This is a genomic window from Sorangiineae bacterium MSr11954 (assembly GCA_037157815.1).
GTDB lineage: Bacteria > Myxococcota_A > Polyangia > Polyangiales > Polyangiaceae > Pendulispora > Pendulispora albinea.
In genome coordinates, this window is record CP089984.1 from 4,366,769 (window position 1) to 4,386,375 (window position 19,607).

The 19,607-nt window shown below is 66.2% G+C and carries 14 protein-coding genes; 2 read left to right on the top strand and 12 right to left on the bottom strand.

The window, feature by feature from the left end:
• Window positions 1–21: 21 nt before the first annotated feature.
• The 11 genes from LZC94_17195 to LZC94_17245 all read right to left on the bottom strand — a co-directional run bounded on the left by LZC94_17195 (window position 22) and on the right by LZC94_17245 (window position 13,915).
• Window positions 22–1,131 (bottom strand): substrate-binding domain-containing protein, encoded by a 1,110-nt coding sequence (locus LZC94_17195; protein ID WXB18960.1) that lies wholly within the window; start codon window positions 1,129–1,131, stop codon window positions 22–24.
• A 76-nt stretch (window positions 1,132–1,207) separates the two neighbouring features.
• A complete protein-coding gene (locus LZC94_17200) occupies window positions 1,208–2,185 on the bottom strand; it encodes an ABC transporter permease (GenBank protein WXB18961.1) in 978 nt (325 codons plus the stop codon).
• Entirely contained in the window at window positions 2,182–3,849 is a 1,668-nt protein-coding gene (locus LZC94_17205) for a sugar ABC transporter ATP-binding protein (protein ID WXB18962.1), read from the bottom strand. The genes LZC94_17200 and LZC94_17205 overlap by 4 nt, the downstream gene beginning before the upstream one ends.
• Window positions 3,846–4,901, bottom strand: a complete 1,056-nt coding sequence (locus LZC94_17210; protein ID WXB18963.1) for a LacI family transcriptional regulator — start codon at window positions 4,899–4,901, stop codon at window positions 3,846–3,848. The genes LZC94_17205 and LZC94_17210 overlap by 4 nt, the downstream gene beginning before the upstream one ends.
• Before the next feature lie 182 nt (window positions 4,902–5,083).
• Complete coding sequence (locus LZC94_17215; GenBank protein ID WXB18964.1) at window positions 5,084–6,301, bottom strand: hypothetical protein; 1,218 nt, start codon at window positions 6,299–6,301, stop codon at window positions 5,084–5,086.
• Between the two features lies 1 nt (window position 6,302).
• Complete coding sequence (locus LZC94_17220) at window positions 6,303–7,493, bottom strand: hypothetical protein (GenBank protein WXB18965.1); 1,191 nt, start codon at window positions 7,491–7,493, stop codon at window positions 6,303–6,305.
• Between the two features lie 60 nt (window positions 7,494–7,553).
• On the bottom strand, window positions 7,554–8,498 hold the full coding sequence (locus LZC94_17225) for a hypothetical protein (GenBank protein WXB18966.1): 945 nt from the start codon (window positions 8,496–8,498) through the stop codon (window positions 7,554–7,556).
• Between the two features lie 13 nt (window positions 8,499–8,511).
• A complete protein-coding gene (locus LZC94_17230) occupies window positions 8,512–9,279 on the bottom strand; it encodes a hypothetical protein (GenBank protein ID WXB18967.1) in 768 nt (255 codons plus the stop codon).
• Window positions 9,280–9,291: 12 nt separating this feature from the next.
• A complete protein-coding gene (locus LZC94_17235) occupies window positions 9,292–10,221 on the bottom strand; it encodes a hypothetical protein (GenBank protein ID WXB18968.1) in 930 nt (309 codons plus the stop codon).
• Window positions 10,222–10,337: 116 nt separating this feature from the next.
• Entirely contained in the window at window positions 10,338–12,893 is a 2,556-nt protein-coding gene (locus tag LZC94_17240) for a penicillin acylase family protein (protein ID WXB18969.1), read from the bottom strand.
• 818 nt (window positions 12,894–13,711) lie between these two features.
• Window positions 13,712–13,915, bottom strand: coding sequence for a hypothetical protein (locus LZC94_17245; protein WXB18970.1), 204 nt, complete (start codon window positions 13,913–13,915; stop codon window positions 13,712–13,714).
• A 462-nt stretch (window positions 13,916–14,377) separates the two neighbouring features.
• On the opposite strand from LZC94_17245, the gene LZC94_17250 reads away from it, so the two are divergent.
• Both LZC94_17250 and gspD read left to right on the top strand, forming a co-directional pair.
• Window positions 14,378–15,733, top strand: a complete 1,356-nt coding sequence (locus tag LZC94_17250; GenBank protein ID WXB18971.1) for a hypothetical protein — start codon at window positions 14,378–14,380, stop codon at window positions 15,731–15,733.
• Window positions 15,734–16,256: 523 nt separating this feature from the next.
• Complete coding sequence (gene gspD, locus LZC94_17255; GenBank protein ID WXB18972.1) at window positions 16,257–18,500, top strand: type II secretion system secretin GspD; 2,244 nt, start codon at window positions 16,257–16,259, stop codon at window positions 18,498–18,500.
• A 339-nt stretch (window positions 18,501–18,839) separates the two neighbouring features.
• Here the strand turns inward: gspD and LZC94_17260 are convergent, their stop codons facing one another.
• Window positions 18,840–19,595, bottom strand: a complete 756-nt coding sequence (locus LZC94_17260) for a methyltransferase domain-containing protein (protein WXB18973.1) — start codon at window positions 19,593–19,595, stop codon at window positions 18,840–18,842.
• Between the last annotated feature and the right edge of the window lie 12 nt (window positions 19,596–19,607).

Sequence of the window (19,607 nt, forward strand, 5' to 3'; positions counted from 1 at the left end):
ATTCGATGGAAAGCTCCTTGATTACGGGATTTCTTGGCCGCCGGCGGCGACGTTGTCGCGCGTGAAGACGCGGGTCGGGAGGACGATCTTCTTGGGGACGTTCTCGCCTGCGAGCGCCTTGAGGGTCGTGGCCACGGCCTCGGCGCCGCCGGTGGGGTATTGGAACGTCACGCTCAAAATGCCGTCTTTGACGTATTGAACGCCCTCGTGCGGGAGGGCGTCGATGCCCACGAACTTCATCGACTTCTCGCGCCCCACTTGTTTGGCCGCGAGGTAGGCCCCGTGCGCGCCGGGATCGTTGTGCGCGTACACGACGTCGATCTTGGGCTGCGTAGCCAGCGCCGACTCCATCTCCTTGCGCGCGTTGGGCTCCAGCCACTGCATGTCCGCCTCGAACACCACCTTGATGCCCGGGTGCGCCTTCGTATCGAGCCCCTCGATGAAGCCCCGGTGGCGGTCCTGGCCCGGCACGGAGGTCATGAGCCCTTTGAGCTCCACCACCGTCCCCTTGCCGCCGAGGGTCTCGGCCACCCATTTGCCCGCCTCGCGGCCGATCTTCACGTTGTCGGCGCCGATGAAGGTCGTGTAGTCCTCCTTCAGCAAGGCGCGGTCGAGGACGATGACCGGGATGCCCGTGCGGAACGCCTTGGCGACCGGCTCCGTGAGCGGGGCGGCCTCCTTGGGGCTGATGAGGATGGCGTCGACCCCCTGATTGACGAACTCCTCGAGCTGCCCGCGCTGCACCAGCGAGTCGTTCTGCGCGTCCTTGAAGACGATCTTGAGGTTCGGATGTTTTTCGGCCGCCTTGCGCACGTCGTCGTTCATCTGCACGCGCCAGGGCTCGCCGAGGTTGCATTGGCTCATGCCCACCACGAACGGATCCTCGGGTGTTCCTTTGTGCTTCGCCGCGCCCTTGGCCGCGGGCGACGCGGCGCTCACCGACGCGGCGCTCCCCGTGGCTTGTGCCGAGCTCCCGCCGGGCGCGGGCGGCTCGTTCTTACAATGCACCAGCGCGCCCCCCGCGAGCGCCATCCATGCAAGGGGCGCGAGGGTCCACGCGGGCCGCCGGCGCCATCGCGGCGCGGGCGTTTGGGTCGTTTCGAAGGTTGCGAGGTTCGGATGATTGTTCATGATGTCACCTTCTCGTTCCTCTCGTTTCACGGTTGATGGACGTGGACGGTCACGCGCGCGCGCGGCGCCTGGCGCGTCAGGATTGGCGCTGGAGAAAGACGGCGCACACGATGATGGCGCCCGTGAGCATCAACCGGCTCGACTCGCCGACGGCGTTGATGCTGAGGATCTTCTGCAGGTACCCGATGGTGAGGGCGCCCACGAAGGTGAGGCCCATGCCGCCGCGGCCACCGGCGAGGTTGGTGCCGCCGATGACCACGATGGCGATGGCCGACAGCTCGTAGCCCATCCCCGTTTCGGGATCGCCTTGCTGCTCTTGCGCCGCCTGGCAGATGCCCGCGACGGCCGCGAAGAAGCCCGAGATCGCGTAGGCGAGGACCAAGGTGCGCACCACCGGAACACCGGAGAGCCGCGCCGCCTCGAGGTTGCCGCCGGTGGCGTACAGGTAGCGACCAAACCGGGTGCGGCGGAGGAGGAAGGCGGAGGCCGCGACGCAGACGCCGAAGATGACGGTGACGATGGCGAGGTTGTCGCCCAGGATGCGGGCGTCGATCCGCTCGAAGATGTCGGGCAGGGGAACGCTGCGATCCGAGGCCGCGATGTAGGTGGAGATCTTTTGCCCGCCCGATAGATGTTTGGCCAGCCCACGAAGGAGCACCATCGCGGCCAAGGTGACGACGAACGGCTGGATCTTGAAGCGCCCCACCAAGGTGCCGGAGACCGCGCCCATGCCCGCGCCGCCCAGCAAGACCAGCGCGATGGCGAGCCAGGGGTTCATCTCCTGGTGGATGGTGAGGAGCGAGAAGCCGACGGCGCACGCGGCCAGCACGCTGGAGACCGCGAGATCGATGCCGCCGGTCACGATGACCAAGGTCATCCCGCAGCCGAGGATGCCGTAGACCGAGAGCTGCCGGAGCATGTCCCGGTGCGTCGTCCAGCGGAAGAACGCGCCGTCGGCGTGGAACACCGAGCCGAGGATCAACATGCCGGCGAGCGCGAGCACCGCCCGCGCGATGGGCGACTTGAGGACGTGGGAGAGCGCAACAGGCTTCATGGATCACCCCGGAGTGAAAAATCAGGTGCGGCTCCGAAGGCCGCGTGCAGGACCTTCTCCTGCGTCGCTTCGGCGCGGGAGAACTCGGCGGTGGCGCGCCCGCGGTGGAGCACGAGGATGCGATCGGACAAGCGAAGCAGCTCGGGGAGCTCGGAGGTGACGAGGACGATGCCCATCCCTTCGCGCGCCCACTTGGCCAAGAGATCGTAGATCTCCGCCTTGGCGCCGACGTCGACGCCGCGCGTGGGCTCGTCGAGGAGCAGGATCTCCGGCGCCGTCAAGAGGCACTTGGCGAGGACGATCTTCTGCTGGTTTCCGCCCGAGAGCAGCCGCACGGGCGCGTTCGTGCGGCCGCGCACCCCGAGCTGGGCGAAGACGCGCTCGGTGGCCGCCGCCTCCAGCCGGTCGCGCACGATGCCGCCCGGCGAGTAGCGCACGAGGCTCGCCAAGGACGCGTTCTCCCGCGCGTCCATGTGGAGCACCAGGCCCTTGCCCTTGCGGTCGTTGGTGAGGAGCATGATGCCGCGGTCGATGGCCTCCACCGGCGACGTGAGGGCGCGCGCCAGATCGATGCGCTCCCCGCGGCCGTTCGCGTCCTTGCGCCCGTGCAGGGTCACGAGGCCCCGCGCGCGGCCCCGGCGATCGCCGAACAGCGCGTGCAGGACGTCGCTCGCGCCGGAGCCTCGGAGCCCGGCGAACCCCAGGATCTCACCGGCGCGCAGCTCGAACGAAAGATCGTCGACATCGGGCCGCGCGTCCGCACCGTGCGCCTCGCCGCCGCCGTCGCGCGCCCCGCCCGAAACGCCCGAGCCGCTCGAGGCGCTGGAAACGGAGAGCCCCTCGACCGAGAGCAGCACGTCGGCGGCGGCGGCGCTCGCGTGCTCGCCCGACGGCAAATGACGCCCCAGCATCCAGGCGACCAGATCGTGCGCCGGGAGCTCCGACGCGGCCCGCGTCCCGACCCAGGCACCGTCGCGGAGCACGGTGATGCGATCGGCCAGGCGGTAGATCTCGTCCATCTTGTGCGACACGTAGACGATGCCTTTGCCCTGCCGCTTGAGCGCCTCGATGCGATCGAAGAGGCGCAGCGCCTCCGGCTCCCGCAGCGCGCTGGTGGGCTCGTCCAAGAGGAGCACGTTCGCCTTGGCCGCCAGCGCCTTGGCGATCTCCACCAGCTGCTGCGTGGAAATGGGGAGGCTCTCGACCGCGTCGTCCTCGTGCACCTCGGAGCGATCCAGATCGAGCCCGTCCAAGAGCGCGCGCGCCTCGCGCGCCTGGCGCCGCGCATCGACGATGCCGAGCGGCCCCGTGATCTCGCTCCCGAGGAACAAATTGTCGGTCACGCTGAGCGGCCCGATGAGCGACAGCTCTTGATGCACCGTCGCCACCCCGGCCCGCACGGCGTCGCGCGGGTGGCGGAATCGCTGCAGCGCGCCCCCCACCCGGATCTCGCCCTCGTATTCCGTGTGCGTCCCCGCCAGGATGCCGAGCAGGGTGCTCTTGCCCGCCCCATTTTCGCCGGCGAGCACATGCACCTCGCCCGGCCGCACGTCGAAGGACACGTCGCGCAGCACGGGGTTGGGGCCGAACGACTTCGAGACATGCCGTGCCTCGAGGAGGGGTTCGCCCGCGACTCGGGCAGGCTCGCGGGCGCTCTCGTTCATGGCATGACGCTCCTCACCCAAGGATCGCTCGATGGACAACCGCACGAGCGGCGCAGACGAAGCTCCGTCGGAAGGACCAGCTCACGCCCGTGCAGCGCGGGCTCCGCCTTGACGGCCTTCGCCGTCTTCGTCGCCGCCTTGTCCCCGTGGGCGGCGCGCGACTTGGACTGCCGCTCGAGCCGCTCGAGGACGAACCGCCCCGCCTCGTGCCCCATGGTGATGGCCGCCTGCGCCGCCACGCTCATGAACGGCCAAACGTCGGCCACGTGGGGGACGTCCTCGAAGGTGACCAGCGCCACGTCGCCCGGCACCGAGAGCCCGCGCTCGCGCATGGTCAGCATGGCGCCCAGCGCGAGCTGGTTGTTCGCCGCGAACAGCGCCGTGGGCGCGTCCTTCCGCGCGAGCAACTCGGCCGCCTGCGCGCGCCCGCTCGCCACCGAGAACTGCCCCTCGCGCTCCAAGCGCGGATCGCGCGCGAGCCCCGCGGCCTGGAGCGCCGCGCGGTAACCGGTCAAGCGATCGGCGGCGGTGGACAAGGTGAGGGGACCATTGAGGATGCCGATCCGTCGGTGGCCGTGCTCGATCACGTGCGCGACCAGCTGCTCCGCCGCCTGCAAGCTCTCGCCGCGCACCACATCGATGCCCGTCTCGTGAAAGTCGAGCCCCGCCACGGAGCGGTCGACCAGGCAAACGGGCCCGCTGCGCCGAGCCCACTCGATGATGGGCCGCGGATCCGTGTGCGAAGGCGTGAGCACCAAACCGTCGACCCGGCGGCGCGCCAGGATCTCCAGGTACGCGCGCTGCTTCTTGGGATCGTCGTCGCTGTTGCAAAGGATGACGGAGTAGCCGGCGGCGGTGGCCACGTCCTCGAGGCCGCGCGCCAGCAAGGTGAAGAACGGGTTCGACACATCGCCCACCACCAGCCCGAGCGTGCGCGTGGATGCGCTCTTGAGGCTCTGCGCCAGCGCGTTCGGCACGTAGTCGAGCTCGCGCATGGCCGCCTCCACCTTGGTGCGCGTCTCCTCGCTCACCGACGCGTGCTGGTTGAGCACGCGCGAGACGGTAATGCTAGCGACCCCAGCGCGCCGCGCCACCTCGTGAATCGTCGACCCTTTGGAGGATGGTATCGATACCATGACGTAATGGTATCGATACCATTTGCTCGAGCCGAAGACAACCGTGGCTATTTAGCGAACGGTTGGCAGGCGTGTTAGGGACTTGAATCCTCGGGCGATCAGCGCGGCCAGATGCCTACGGTCCCGCCGACCCAGGTCAGGTTTTTGTTGAAGTCGACCCCGAGCATCTTGCCGCGCGAGGTGCGCACCAGAAAGAGCAGGGGGGTGAGCGGGCGCGGGCCCTCGAGCGAATCGCGCAGGAGCATCACGCGCACCTCGGCCTTGACCCCGTTGCCGTCGGGCATGCGGATGACGGGCGCGTAGTCGACCTTCTCCTGCAAGATGAAGTTCGATCGCTCGGCCTCGCTCAGCCGCGCGAGCACCTCGGGGGTGACATCGATGACGACCCCGGCGCCGGCGAAGGAGAAGAGCGGCTTGAGGACGTAGCGGGAGAGATCGTGCGGCAGCTTGGTCGCGTCGGGCACGTCGGACACGAACCGGGTGTGCGGCACCGCCGGATGATCCAAGAAGGGGAGCGCATACTTGGACCATGTCCAGTACCAATTCGGGTGCGAGCACCAGGTGATGTCCAGCTCCTCGCGCCAATCGAACGGGGGCTCGACCCCTTTGACCGCCAGCTCGTCGAACACCAGGCGGTTGTACAATCGCCGGACGGGGATCTTGCGCCCGCCCGACTCGCGGTAAAGGCGGCGGCCCTCTTTGATCAACTTGGTGACGCAGATGCTGTTCACGTCGAACAGGCGCTTGGTGGCCACGAAGTCGGGCGACGTCTTTTGCTTCTCCGGCTCGTGATCGACCAGCACCACCTCCTCGGGTGGATAGTCGGCCACGATCATGCGCCGGATGCGCTCGATGTTCTCCCTCCAGTCGCCCTGAACGAAGCACGTCCAGTCGCGCTCGAGCCCCGGGAGCGGGGAGAGCACGTGGTTCCAGGCCTCGGCCTCCAGGGTCTCCAGCGCATAGAGCGAGGGGAACGCCTGGAGCTCCACGACCTTGCCCTCGATGCGGCCGCTTTCGCCCTCCACCAGGGCGAAGTCCACCTGCACGCAATCGGGCAGGGCGTCCATCCCCGGCGCGTCGTACTTGGCCGGGATGGCCTTCTTCAACTGCGCCAAGGTCTCCGGCCGCGCCAGCGAGCCGACGATCTCCTCGGCCGCGCGCGCCAGCCGATCGCGCAGATCGTGGGAGACGAAGAGCGGCGTCTCCGCCAGGCGAAAGGGGAAGGGACCGACGGCCGTCTCGAGCCAGCGGTGGTAGCGCGCGAAGAGCTCGTCGCTGAATGCTGCGTTGAAGGCGGTGCGGTACGGACGGTCCATGTCAGTGACCCGGTTCCTTGGGGGCGGGAAGAACGGCGTTGAAGTCGCGGGCGAAGCGCTCTTTGTAGCTCTCGAGCAGGCTCTCCACCTTGTGGTGATCGCTCGAGCGGATCACCAGGCCCGCGTGGTTCGCCTCCGGCGCGCGGTAGACGATCTCCGGATCCGAATAGCCGGACCAGTCGGGGTGCTCCTGCTTCGCCAGGGTGATGATCAACCCGGCATAGTCGTTTCGAACGGGCGGGAGCACGTACGCGTCGCGGTCGATCTCGATGTTGGCCCACTCGGCCCACAGGTTGATGCCGCTCGCCGCCTCGATGCACTCGGCGATGTGCGCGCCGCCCACCCGCGCGCCCGACTCGAGAAAGTAAAACTTCCGATCGTGGCGCCCCAGGATGAACTCGGTGTGCGCGGCCCCGTATTGGAGCCCCAGCGCGGCCAGCACCTTTTCGTTCAGCTCACGGAGCTCCTTGGCGTCGGCCGAGTCACGGTCGAGCGTTTGCGTCGAGAAGATGCCCCCGCCGTGCGCCACGTCGAAGGGGGGCGCGCCGCAGCGGTGGGCCAGGGAGAAGATCACCTTGCCGCCCACGACCAGCGAGTCCACGTGGTAGACGTCGCCGGGCAAATATTGCTCGAGCACATGGTACGACTGCGCGTCGCCCTGCTCGTTCACCAGGCGCCACAAATGCTCCTCGGAGGTGACCTTGGTGATCCCCACGGCGGACGCTTGCGAGCGCGGCTTGTTCATCCACGGCGGCGGAACGCGCGCGGCGAAGGCCCGCACGTCCTCGTGGTGAAAGACGCCCGTGAACTCGGGGACGGGGAGGCCGAAGTCCTTGGCGCGCTGGCGCATCGCCAGCTTGTCGCGGAAGAAGCGGGCGCCCGTGTCGCCCATGCCGGGGAAGCGAAAGTGCTCGCGCAGGGACGCGGCGATCTCCACGTCGAAGTCGTCGAGGGCCACCACGCCGTCGAACTTGATGTTGCGCGCCAAGTAGCTCACCGCGCGCACCGTCTCGTCCAGGCTCCCCCGGCCGGGCAGCGCGAAGACGTCGGCCAGCGCCTCGCGCGGCCACTTGTCGCCGAGGAGCTTCTCCAGGGTCAAAAGATAGAGGCGCGCCCCGCGGGCGTGCGCCTGGAGCATGAAGCGCTCTCCTTTGAAATAGCTTGCGAGCAAGAGAAGGGTCGGCTTGGGCATGGCGTTCCTCGCGTGGGCGGGCGAAATCGATGAATCGACGAATCGACGAGAAGAAAAGCGCTAAATCGGAAGGAGCTCGTGCCAGCGCGGGCGCATGGCGCGCGGGGTTCGGGCGGCCTCGATCACGAGGTCGGCCATCTTTTCGACGGTCCACTGAAAGTGGGATTCGCCGAGCGACGTGATATCGAAGTCGGGCGCGGAGTTCATGAAGTCGATGGCGTACGGGACGCCGTCCGCGATCGCGAACTCCACGGTGTTCATGTCGTAGCCGAGGGCGCGGGTCAGCTTGAGGGCGTCGTGCACCACCCGCTGCTCGAGCTGGGGCTCCAGGGCGGGCATCGAGCGGTGGGCGTGCCGGTAGCGCTCGAAGTGCGAGAGCCTCGGATCCCAGAGCGCGGGCAGCACGCTCTTTCCGCCGATGACGATGCAGCGGACGTACTGCGTCCACACGATCTCCTCTTGGAGGATCATGGTGAAGCGCCCGCTGTGATCGTAGGCCGAGTGGAGCTCGGCCATCGAGGTCACGCGCCGCACCGCGCGCCATCCGCCGCCCCAGTGGGGCTTGATGTACATGGGGAAGCCGAGCTCGCCTTCGATGGCGCCCCAGTCGACCAGCGCCATGTTGTGCCGCAGCGACTCCGAGTCGATGTCGCTCTCGTAGTCCTTCGACGGTAGGAGCACCGTCTTGGGCGCGGCCACCCCCAGGGTGCTCGCGAGGGCCACGTCGAAGAATTTGTCGTCGGCGATGCGAAAGAATGGATCGTTGATGGTGCGCACCCCCCGCAGCTTGGCCGCCTTGAGGAAGGGCTGGTAACAGGGCACCTCGTGGGAAATGCGGTCGACCAGGACCTCGTACTCCGGGCTCACCGTGGCGCGCGGCGCATCGAAGCGCGCGTACACCACCTCGACCCCGAGGTTGCGCTTGGCCACCTCCGCCATCAAGGCCTCGGGGAACGATCGCTCCCGGCCCACCAACAATCCGACCCGTCGTATCGCGCGATCCATCAGGTACGTCTCCTCACCAGCCGAGCCTCTCGCCGACATAGTGGTTCAGCATTTTGCGCCAGGTGGGCCAGTCGTGGGGCATATCGTGCCCCCACAGATCGAGGTTGTTCCAGATGCCCGAGTCCCACAGCGCCTTGGAGAAGTCTTTGGACTGCTGCGGGTGCTCCCACTCGCCCTGGCCGGTCAGAATGTGAATTTGGCTTCGGGAAATGAGATCGCGGGTGCGTGCATCATGCAAGTTTCGCACGTACCACATGGGGTTGTTGAAATAGACGTTGTCGTCCGTGTAGCCGTGCAGCCAGCTGGGCCAGAGCTCGTAGAAGCCGCTCATCGCAATCAGCGTATCGAACAGATCCGGGCGGCGGAAGAACGAATTGGCGGCGTGGTAGGCGCCGAAGCTGGCCCCGGTGACCCCGATGCGCGCGGTGGGATCGCCCACAGCACGCCGGATGTGGGGCACCACCTCTTCCTCGACGTATTTGGCATAGAGGGATTGGCGGCGGGCCTTCTCTTTCGGTCCGATGTCGCGATTCATCCACGACAGATCGTTGATGGTGTTGATGGCAAAGATGCTCAACTTGCCATTCTGCATGTGATGCTCGAGCGCCTTGATCAGATAAAAGCGCTCGGCGTCGTAAAGATCGCTCTGGGCGGTGGGAAAGAGAAGGAGCGCGCGGCCGTAGTGGCCATAGCGCACGATGGGCATTTCCAAGCCGAGGTTGGGGCTTCGCCAGCCGAAGACCTCTTTGTGCAACGTGGGGTCGATGTACATGATGTACATCGACCCATACACCTATTTTGCGTCGTTGGTGTTGCCCGCGACGGGCTGAATGTAACGAGGCCGTCCGGCCACCCATTCTTTCAATCGCGGCGGGTCGGTCCCCAGGAGCGGACGGACCCCCGCGGCGCGCGCGCCACCGGGGCGGGCGATCAACCAGGCGCGTTGGAGCGACGCGTCGTTGGCGGGGGTGAGGGCCACGTCGGCCTCGGCGATCCCCAGCTCCGTGGGGGGAGGCGAGGCGGTGGTGGGCACCATCGACGGTGAGTGCTCCTGCCAGTTGTAAGGCCGGGTGCCGGTGGCGACGTTCACCACGTCGGGGAGACCAATCAGCTTGGAGGCGACGGAGGCCGCGAACAAATCCGACGTGCGGCAATACACGAAGCCCAAGGTGGTGGGCTTGGGCGTGCGCACCGGCACCTCGTTCTGCCAATACCAGTTGGCCGGCGCCGCGCCCCACCCGACATACCCCGACGATCCGGTGCGCCAGATCACCCATGCGCCCGCATACCGCCGGCCCGGGACCCACGCCCAGCCGCGCGCGCCCGAGTACATCCAGCGGCCATAGTGAAAGGTCACCCAGCCCCAGGGAAGGGTGGAGACCCAGACGTACTCGCGCTGCCCGTACGTCCAGCGGCCATGGGTGGCGTAGGGGGTGAACTCGGGGCCGACTTCGTCGCGCGAGGGGTACCACACGGTTCCGAGCCGCGGATCGTCGACCCATGATCCATGCGGCTCCAGCTCCGTGCGGAATTGATCGAGGGCGCTCGGATCCGTATCCGAGTACTGCTCCGCGAAAATATCCGTTTCGCTTGGAACGTACCCGACGCTGTGGTGAACCTCGCCCACGGGGCTCTCGATATCCGGCAGGGTCGACGCGCAACCCAATGCTCCGGCCAACGAGAGCCCTGCTGCGCTCATGAGGACGAGACGTTGCATCTTCATACCCGCATCCACGAGGTTAGCGCGGTGCGCGCCGTCCGGCCATGGTGGCGCGCACTCCGGGTGCAGGAGGAGCGCGCGCCGGGCCGAAACGAAGGAGTAAGGCGGTGTAGGGCGGCCTATTTCGCGCGTTGGGGCTGCGTGTACAAGGTTCGCGACTCCGCTTCTGTCTTCACATCGTCGTGCGTAAACGACACCGGGGCATTTTTGTTGCGCCGCCAAAGCTCGGCCTCATCGCGGAAGTGCGGGTTGTCGTCGCGGTTGTCCCAGATGGCGCCACCCGGCAGCGCGTTGCGCGCCTTCGGCCCCGCGGGATCCATGTCGATGACGAAGCGTTGGGTGGGCCCGTGCGAATACGAGAACGAGACGTCCTTCCATTCTTGGACCTGGATCCGGTAAGCGGCCACGTCGACATTGTAGCCATCGCCGTGGCGCGGAAAGCCATTGGGAAAGACCGGATCCCCGGAGGGCGGGATGGAGAGGCGCCCCCACAACGGTACCAGGGCGTCGAAGCTCACGGTGTGGAGCGCGCCCCAGCGCCACTTGGTGCGGTCGCCGCCCAGCCTTCCGTTCAAATAATCGATGGCGTCCAGGAGCGAAAAGACGATGCGCTCGTCGCGCGTCTCCACCTTCGCGGTGGTGCCGAGGTCGTCGAACAGCGCTTCCTTGGTCGCGAGGGTGCTGGGATCGGCGGTCATGAGGTCGACCAGGAGCTTCCGGAGATCGTACGGCGCGCGGGTGACCCCCATGGCAGCGAACTCGTCCCCGAAGGTCGCGCGGATCATGCGCACGAGCCAGGCGTTGAAGATGACGGTGGCCTTGCTGGCCAGCGCCTCCTTGGCGTTGTCCACCGGCTGATTGTTCTCGGGGCTCATGCCCGAGGCGGCGTCGTAGTTGGTCTCGGTGCCCCAGCGGGTGAGCACATCGCGGATCTCGTCGAAAAGCGCCGGCGGCCGTCCGGCCACCAAGGCGGCGAGCTCGGGGTTCGTGGTGGAGGTTGCTTCGCGCGCCCGCTGGAGGGCCTCGAGGATCTTGGAGGTGAGCGCTGCGCCGACGGCCGAGCGCGCGTCGCTTTGAATCGACGCCATCTCGTCGAGGGTCATCCGATTGCCGACGTCCTCGATGCGCTTTTTGATGCGCGCGTGGCGGTAGCCGGCATCGTAGCCGAGGCCGTTGAGGTAAACGGGATCGCCGTTGGGGAGCCGTTTGTTGGTCGGGTTGTTGTCGAAGGTGATGCCGACTTGGTCGTTGTTGGCGGTGGCCACGAAGTCGCCGGGCGGGTTTTTGGCGTGGGGGATGTACGCCTCGTCGAGGAACCCCGTCCACTCGGCGCTGCCGTCGCCCGGCAAAACGAAGGCCGGAATGGCGCCCGTGAACGTGCTCGGGTTCCACCCGGTGAAGGCGCGCACATCGCGCTTCGGGACCTTCGATTGCGACGAATAAAAGATATTGCCATCGGTGTCGGCGAAGACCCAATTCTGCGCGCCCACTTCGAAATTGCGCATGGCCACGCGCGCGTCGTCCACGTTCTTGGCGCGCATGAAGCCCAGGACGGCCGCGAACTCGTTGGTGGGCTGCATGCCCGTCCATTTGATGCTGATCGCGCCCTTGGCCGGATCGGGGGCCTTGGGGCGATGGTCGGCGATCTGGGGCATGAGGGGGCCGTGGTGCGGCACATTCAAGATGTCGTATTCCACGGCGTCGCCGCCGCCGACCTTGATGGTCTCGCGGATTTTTTCGATGGGCACGGATTGCCCTTTGAACTTCACGGCGGTGAGATCGGGGGTGAGCTCCTCGCTGTAGACGTCGGTCACGTCGTAGTTGGCGACGGTCGCGCCCCACGCGACGTGGTCGTTGTGGCCGAGGATGATGCCCGGGATGCCGGGGAAGGCGAGGCCCGAGGCGTTGAGGTTCTTCGATTTGTCGCCCTGCGCGTCGGTGACATTGAGGTGCACCATGTAAAAGACGGCGGGGGCGCTCAAGGTCAGATGCGGATCGCTGGCCAGCATGGCGTGGCCGGTGGTGGTGCGGGCTCCGCGCACGACCCAGTTGTTGGATCCGGTGAACGGGCGCTCGCCCAAGATGGATCGCTGTTTGCGCTCGGCGTCGATGAACGCGTCCGCGCCCGCAAAGGCCGAGAGGGGGACATGGACGGCGGGGCCCGGCTTCGTGTGGGCAGCCGCCAAGGGCAGGGTGTGCGATCCCGATTGCGTATGGGCGCCGTCGTTTGGAAATCCGGAGAGGATCTTCGAGGCCTCGAGGGGGGCGAAGCGAATCAAATCGACGAGGATGCCGGCGCGCGGATTGGTGGGCGGGGTGCCGAACGCGGCGAGCGCTTTGGCGTTGAACTCCGATTGGGCGATCTCTTCGGTGCCGGTGAAGGAGAGGTTCTCCGATTGCAATCGCGCCACGGCCAGGATATCGGCGCCGTCCCAGGGCTGGAAGGCCTCGGCGGGGAGGGCCACCATGGCGGAGCTCAATTTTTCGTCGCCGGTCACCAGCCGCGCGTTGCACTGGGAGATGCCGTCGGCGTACGCATCGAGGATGGCCTTCTCCTCGCTGCCCTCGGGGAGCGCCGCGTACATCTTTTTTGCCACGCGGTGCAAGCCGATGGTGCGGGCGACGATATCGCTGTCAATCTGGCCGCGATCGAAGCTGCCGAACAGCTCGGCCATGCGGCCCTCGGCCACGCGGCGGAGAAGCTCGAGCTGCGCGGTGCGATCGCGCGAGCTGGTAGCCTTGCACCCTCACGGCGTCGGTGAGGCTGGTAGCATAAATATGCACCATGCCGCGACGATCGCGGAGGACGTCGACCGGGCCGCTCAGGCGATCGAGGTCGATCCGGTGGGTGATCGGCGGGGTGTGTCCGAAGGGGCCGGGGGCCTGGGGGGGCTGCAGGGTCGAATCATCGGAGCTGCACGCCACGTGGGTTAGGCACGCCACCGGGCCTAGGGAAAGGGATAAAACGAAATTTCGCCATCGCATAGGCGCAGAATACACGCTTCAAGGGTGCATTCTGCGCCAATCGATGGGATCGATGCGCATAGGGCGCCGGTCGATGGGACCGATGCGCATAGGGCGTCGGTCGATGGGACCGATACGCATATGGGCGTCGGTCGATGGGACCGATGCGCATATGGGCGTCGGTCGATGGGACCGATGCGCATATTGGCGTCGGTCGTGGCGGGTGTGCGCCAATCGATGATTGCCGCTACGCGTGTGGCGGTAGGCCATGGGCAGGCCCGCGCCAATCGAAGAACGCGGCTACGTGTGTGGCGGTAGGCCGTGGGCAGGCCCGCGCCAATCGAAGAACGCGGCTACGCGTGTGGCGGTAGGCCATGGGCAGGCCCGCGCCAATCGAAGAACGCGGCTACGTGTGTGGCGGTAGGCCATGGGCAGGCCCGCGCCAATCGAAGAACGCGGCTACGTGTGTGGCGGTAGGCCGTGGGCAGGCCCGCGCCAATTCGACGCACCGGCGCGCTTCGAGGGGGGGCTATTTCAGGAAATTGCTCACGGCGTTTTTTACGGTGTCGACCGCGTTGTCGACCCTGTCGCCGGTGAGTGCGGCCTCGACGGGGCCGCGTAATGTGTCCGGGAGCTTGGAGCCGATGAAATTGCGCACCACGTCAGCGACCTTTTGGGCCTGCGCGTCATTGAGATCTGCTTGCGCAACGAGCGCCTGGATGAGGGCTTTCATGTCGTCGTTCCTCCGTTCCTGTTCGATCGCATGGGATCGCGTTTGCTCGCGTTCTCGTTGGATTCGTCGATCGCGTCGTTTGCGTTGTTCTCGTTTCTTGCCGTTTTACGGATTCGTCGTTTTGTCTTCGTCGCCGGGCGAGCGGCGGCGAGTCTATCACCCGACCCGCCGGCGGCTAGCGGATGCGCACTCGAGCTCGTGTCAATGGATCACCGCCGTGATTCGATATTCGAAATTCGAGCCAAGTTGCTCATGCATACTTGTCGAAATGCCTTGTCCGGCGTACGAAGCGAACTTATGAAAAAGATCGCCTCAGCAGCTATTTCGATGATGGTGCTCTCAGGAGTCGGTTGTGCAGCGGATGGCGAGGGTTTCGATTCCGAAGGTCGGGTATCGCAAGCGGCGCAGCCGGAGCAAGCAAACCAAACCGAAACATCCGAACGAGCGGCAACCCCAGCCCTCGTGTTCTCTTCCGGCCTCGCCCGTTACGATGCCGCGTACGCCAAGGCGGTGAGCGTGATTTCGTCCGACGTCGTCGATGGGAAGTTCATCGCGGGCGAAAGCTGGGCTCAGGTATGGACCCGTGACACGTCCTACTCCATCGATCTGGGCGCCGGCCTGCTCTACCCGGCCGTGGCGAAACAAACCTTGCTCGGCATGATCGAGAACGTGGCCGGCATCGGCGAGGTGTGGGTTCAGGATCGCGCGGGCCACTTCGGCGGTTGGCCCAACCTGACCGACTCGATCGTGGGCGCACAAGGCGCGTGGTCCCTCTATTCGACCACCGGGGACCAGGGCCTGCTCGAATGGAGTTACGGCATCACCGTCAACACCTTGGCGCGGGCCGAGCGCGACGTCTACCTGGCCGACGCGGGGCTCTTCGGCGGCTGTTCGAGCTTCATGGAGTCCAACAGCGGATATCCCATCAAATACATGAATACGAAGACGTTGCTGGCGAAGACGAAAGCGCTGAGCACCAATCTCCTCTATTACCGCGGCTACGACGTGGCGGCCAAAATGGGAAAGCTGCTCGGCAAAGACGTGCGCGCCTTGGAGGCCAAGGCCGCGCGCCTGAAGGACGCCATCAACCTCCACCTCTGGCAGGAAGACCGCGGCTACTACGCTTACTTCGAGGACGAAAACGGAGTCAAAGAGACCCGCATGGAAGGGACCGGCGAATCGTTCGCCATCCTCTGGGGCGTGGCCGACCGCCGGAAGACGCGCGCCATCCTGGCGAGCACGCCCTCCACCCCGTCGGGCATTCCCTCGCTCTGGCCCCAATACGCCGAGTGGATGGACTACACCAAGGGCGACGCCGACTATTACCACAACGGGATGGTATGGCCCTTCGTTCAAGGCTATTGGGGCTGGGCCGCGACCAAGGGCAAATCCGCATCCCGCGTCGCGCACGAGCTCGATCGCATCCGTTACCTCTCCGAAAAGAACGATACGTTCCAAGAGTTTTACCAACCCGAAACCGGCACCCCCGACGGCTCCCGCCGCCAGCTCTGGAGCGCATCGGGCTACCTCTCGATGGTCTACCACGGCCTCATGGGAATGAGCTTCGATCCCGACGGCATCACCTTCGCCCCCGTCGTCCCCTCCATCTTCGAACGGGTGACCCTCGACTCCATCCCCTACCGCAACATGACCCTGAACATCCGGGTCACGGGCTCCGGCATCCACGTCGCCAAATTCTACCTCGACGGCCGCCGCCGCGACGATCACCGCGTCCCGGCGCACCTCACCGGCACCCATCGCGTCTCGATTCGAATGGCGAACCGATCGCTCGCGGAGGACGACGGCGTAGAGCCTTGACGTAGGGCGTGTCCTCCCGAGGTTGCCGTAGGTCGAACACGGTACGGCGACATCGGCGCGCCCCGGGAGGGTGAGCTCAGCGAGGCTCAAATGGCGGCACGTGGTGGATGCAGCAACGAGGAGATTCGTCGGATCAACGCCTGGTGTGCCGATCCTGCGTGCCCGAGGCTCGGCAGCAAGAGTCGGGGTCTCAAGTTCTGCAACTACGAGCCTGCCCACAATCGGTGCTTCTATGAATGTGACTGCGTTGGTCAAGATCCGGGAGCGACCTACGCGGCCTGCTTCCGGTGAATCTCCCGCTAACGACGCCAGCGGGCCCCATGGCAAATCGGTAGTCGCCTTGCCCACGGCGAAGCAAGCCGAGTGACACCATGACGTCTTGGCGGCGCGTGCGGGGATTTGGGGAGGCGCGCCGCCAGGATGGCAAAGGGACGGTGGGGCGGAATAGGGGGCGCGCGGTCCGAGTCTTTGCATCGAAATGCAGGGAGTTCGTCGGCTCGTCCCGGTCGCGGGGGTTTCGTGGATGGTGCTCGCCTCCGTGCTCGGAATGAGCGGGGTGGCGTTCGGGGGCGATCCGCCGTCCAAGCCGGATAAACCAGACAAGCCGGATAAGCCCGATAAGCCGAATTTCGAGGTCAAACCAAAGCCCCCGGGCGAAAAGATCACGTTGCAGCTCGAAGATGCCGAGATCACGGAGCTCGTCCGGGTGGTCAGCGGGATTACGGGGAAGCGTTTCGTCATCGCCAACGCCAAGATCAAGTCGCTTCGGGCGACGGTGGTGTCGTCGCAGCCCATTACGGTGGCCGAGGCTTATCAGGCATTCTTGTCGGTGCTCCAGAGCAATGGGCTCACCGTCCTCGACCGGGGCACGTTTTATCAGATCATCGAGTCGAAGGACGTCGAGCGGCAGACGACCCAAATCGTGCACACCGGCGCGGTCACGGCCGAGGATCGATACGTGACGCAGATTCATCGGCTCCAGAACGTGCGCGCCGAGGACATCGTGGAGAACCTGCTGACGAAGTTTCAGTCGCGGGATGGCACCATCGTGCCCTATGTGCCAGGCAATCTGCTCATCATGACCGATACGGGCGCAAACTTGCGCCGGTTGATGCAGCTCCTGGAGGAGATCGACGTTCCGACCACCTCCCAGGATAAACTCTACTTCGAGCCCATTCATTATGCGGCCGCCGCCGACGTCGAAAAACGACTGACGGAGATCTTCGATCTCAAGAAGAAGAGCGCGCCCAGCGGCGAGCTGCACGTGACCAAGATCGTGCCCATCGAGCGGCCAAACGCGCTCGCCATCGTGGCCACCCCCGAGTCCTACAAGCGGCTCTTGGCCATCGTACGGCTCTTGGACCAGCCGCTGACCAACGATGGGCAGGTCAATGTCATCCCGCTCCAGCATGCCGACGCCAAGAAGCTGGTGGGGCCCTTGAACGAGGCGCTCACAGGGGCGGCGCCGGCAGGGGGTGCTGCGTCTGCGCCGGGCGCGTCGTCCGGCGGCGGTGGTGGTGGCGGTGCGCCGCGTGCGCCGCTGACGGTGCTCGAATCGGCGGTCAAAATCAGCGCCGAGGAGACGAGCAATTCCATCTTGGTGACGTCGTCGCCGCGCGATTTTGCGGCCATCAAGGCGGTGCTCGACCGGCTCGATCGGCCGAAGCGGCAGGTTTACATCGAGGCGGTGGTCATGGAAATTTCGGCGACCAACGATCTCAATCTCGGCGTCTCCTGGCATGGTGGCGGTACCAACGGCGACAGTTTTCTCTTTGGCGGCTTCAATGCGAAGGGGTCGGCGCTGCCCCCCGATCCGAATACGTTGCAGGCCTTTGCGCTCGGTATTCGCGGGCCCGAAATCCCATTGCCGTTCAGCATCCCCACGGGGACGAGCAGCAGCATTTCATCCATTCCCAGCCTGGGTGCCTTCATCACGGCCTCCGCGGTCACCAAAGGGGCGGACGTTCTGTCGACCCCGAGCATCGTGGCGAGCGACAACACGGCCGCAGAGCTCAAGGTCCAGCTCAATACGCCGCTGAACCCCAATGCACCCCCGTCGCCCATCATCGCGGGGGGTGTGCAGGTGGGATCGCAGGCGCCGGCCGCCAACCTTCAGAAGATCGGTCCGCGCATCAAAATCACGCCGCATCTCAACGACTCCGACGAAATTCGCCTGGACGTCGACGAGCAAATCAGCGACATCGACAGCCGGCCCGATCCGAGCAATCCCTATGGATCGGTGACATTCCTCGAGCGCGCGGCCACCACCACCGTCACCGTGAAGGACGAAGAGACGGTGGTCATCGCGGGCCTCGTGCGCAACGCGCGCACCCGCACGGAGACGAAGATCCCGCTCCTCGGCGACATTCCGGTGCTCGGTGCGCTCTTTCGAAGCACGTCGGAAGGGACGGAGAAGCGCAACTTGGTGCTGGTCCTCACGCCCCACATCATGCGCGACAAGGCCGATCGCGTGCGCATCTTCGAGCAAAAGATGGAAGAGCGCCAGCGCATGGTCGACGAAGCAGCCCTCTTCGGCCGCGAAAAATGGGAGCCGCCGAAGAACTACGCGCACGCGCGCGGCATCCTGCACCTGATCCACAACGAGTATGCGAAGGTCGAACAGCAGCGGGCGCTGGATCGGCAGCGCAACGCGCGCGAAACGTTGGAGCATGAGCCCCGGGCGCCCGTGGAATCTCCGGTGCCGATCCAGACCTGGGGTGCACCCGATTCGTCGCCGTCGTCGCGACCTTCGCCCTCGGTCAAATAGCGAGCCGCTCGGCGGCGGGCGCTGGATCGGCAGCGCAACGCGCGCGAAACGTTGGAGCATGAGCCCCGGGCGCCCGTGGAATCTCCGGTGCCGATCCAGACCTGGGGTGCACCCGATTCGTCGCCGTCGTCGCGACCTTCGCCCTCGGTCAAATAGCGAGCCGCTCGGCGGCGGGCGCTGGATCGGCAGCGCAACGCGCGCGAAACGTTGGAGCATGAGCCCCGGGCGCCCGTGGAATCTCCGGTGCCGATCCAGACCTGGGGTGCACCCGATTCGTCGCCGTCGTCGCGACCTTCGCCCTCGGTCAAATAGCGAGCCGCTCGGCCACCGCGCCTTCGGTCAAGGGGCGAGCCTCGCGGCCACCGCGACCAGCCCCGTGTCGTCGTTGGTGCCCGGGCCATCGGGCGCCAGATCACGGTCGAACGCTTCGCACGCGTTCAGGAATGCCGCGATGGCGTCCGGATCGGCCGCCTCGAAGAGGGCGTCCACGTACGCGTCGCCACAAAGGTGCGCGAGGGTGCCGATGCCCGCCGCGCGGTGCACGAAAAATCCGTTCTCTTCGAGCCTCGTGCGCAGCTCCGCGGCCGTAAAGGCGCGCAATCCGTCGCGCTTTTTTCCGTCGCGCCGCGCGGAGACGTCGACCCACGCGCGGTGCGCGGCCGAGACCATCACGGTGCGTTTGGCGACGCGGCAGGTCTCGCGGAGCACGTCCTCGGCGTGGGGGCCGGACGCGGAGATCGGACCGTCCATGTTCAGCACCACGTCGAACGAGCGATCGGCGAAGGCGCCCAGATCGATCGCGTTGCCCTCGACGAATCGAATGTTCGCGAGGCCCTCCGCCTTGCGCCGCGCGAGGGCCAACATGGCCGGGGAGAGATCGACGTGGGTCACGTCGAAGCCTCGGCGGGCGAGGGGAATCGAGAACGCGCCGGTGGCGCCTCCGACGTCGAGGATGGTGCGCACGTTCTGCAGGTGCGGCTCGAGGAGCCTCCAGCGTAGCTCGCGGTTGACCGAGGGGGATTGGCTCCACCTTTCCTCACCCTCGGCGCTTGCGTCCCATTTCTGCCGGATGGCCTCGAAGTCGACGGATGCCATACCGCAGGTATG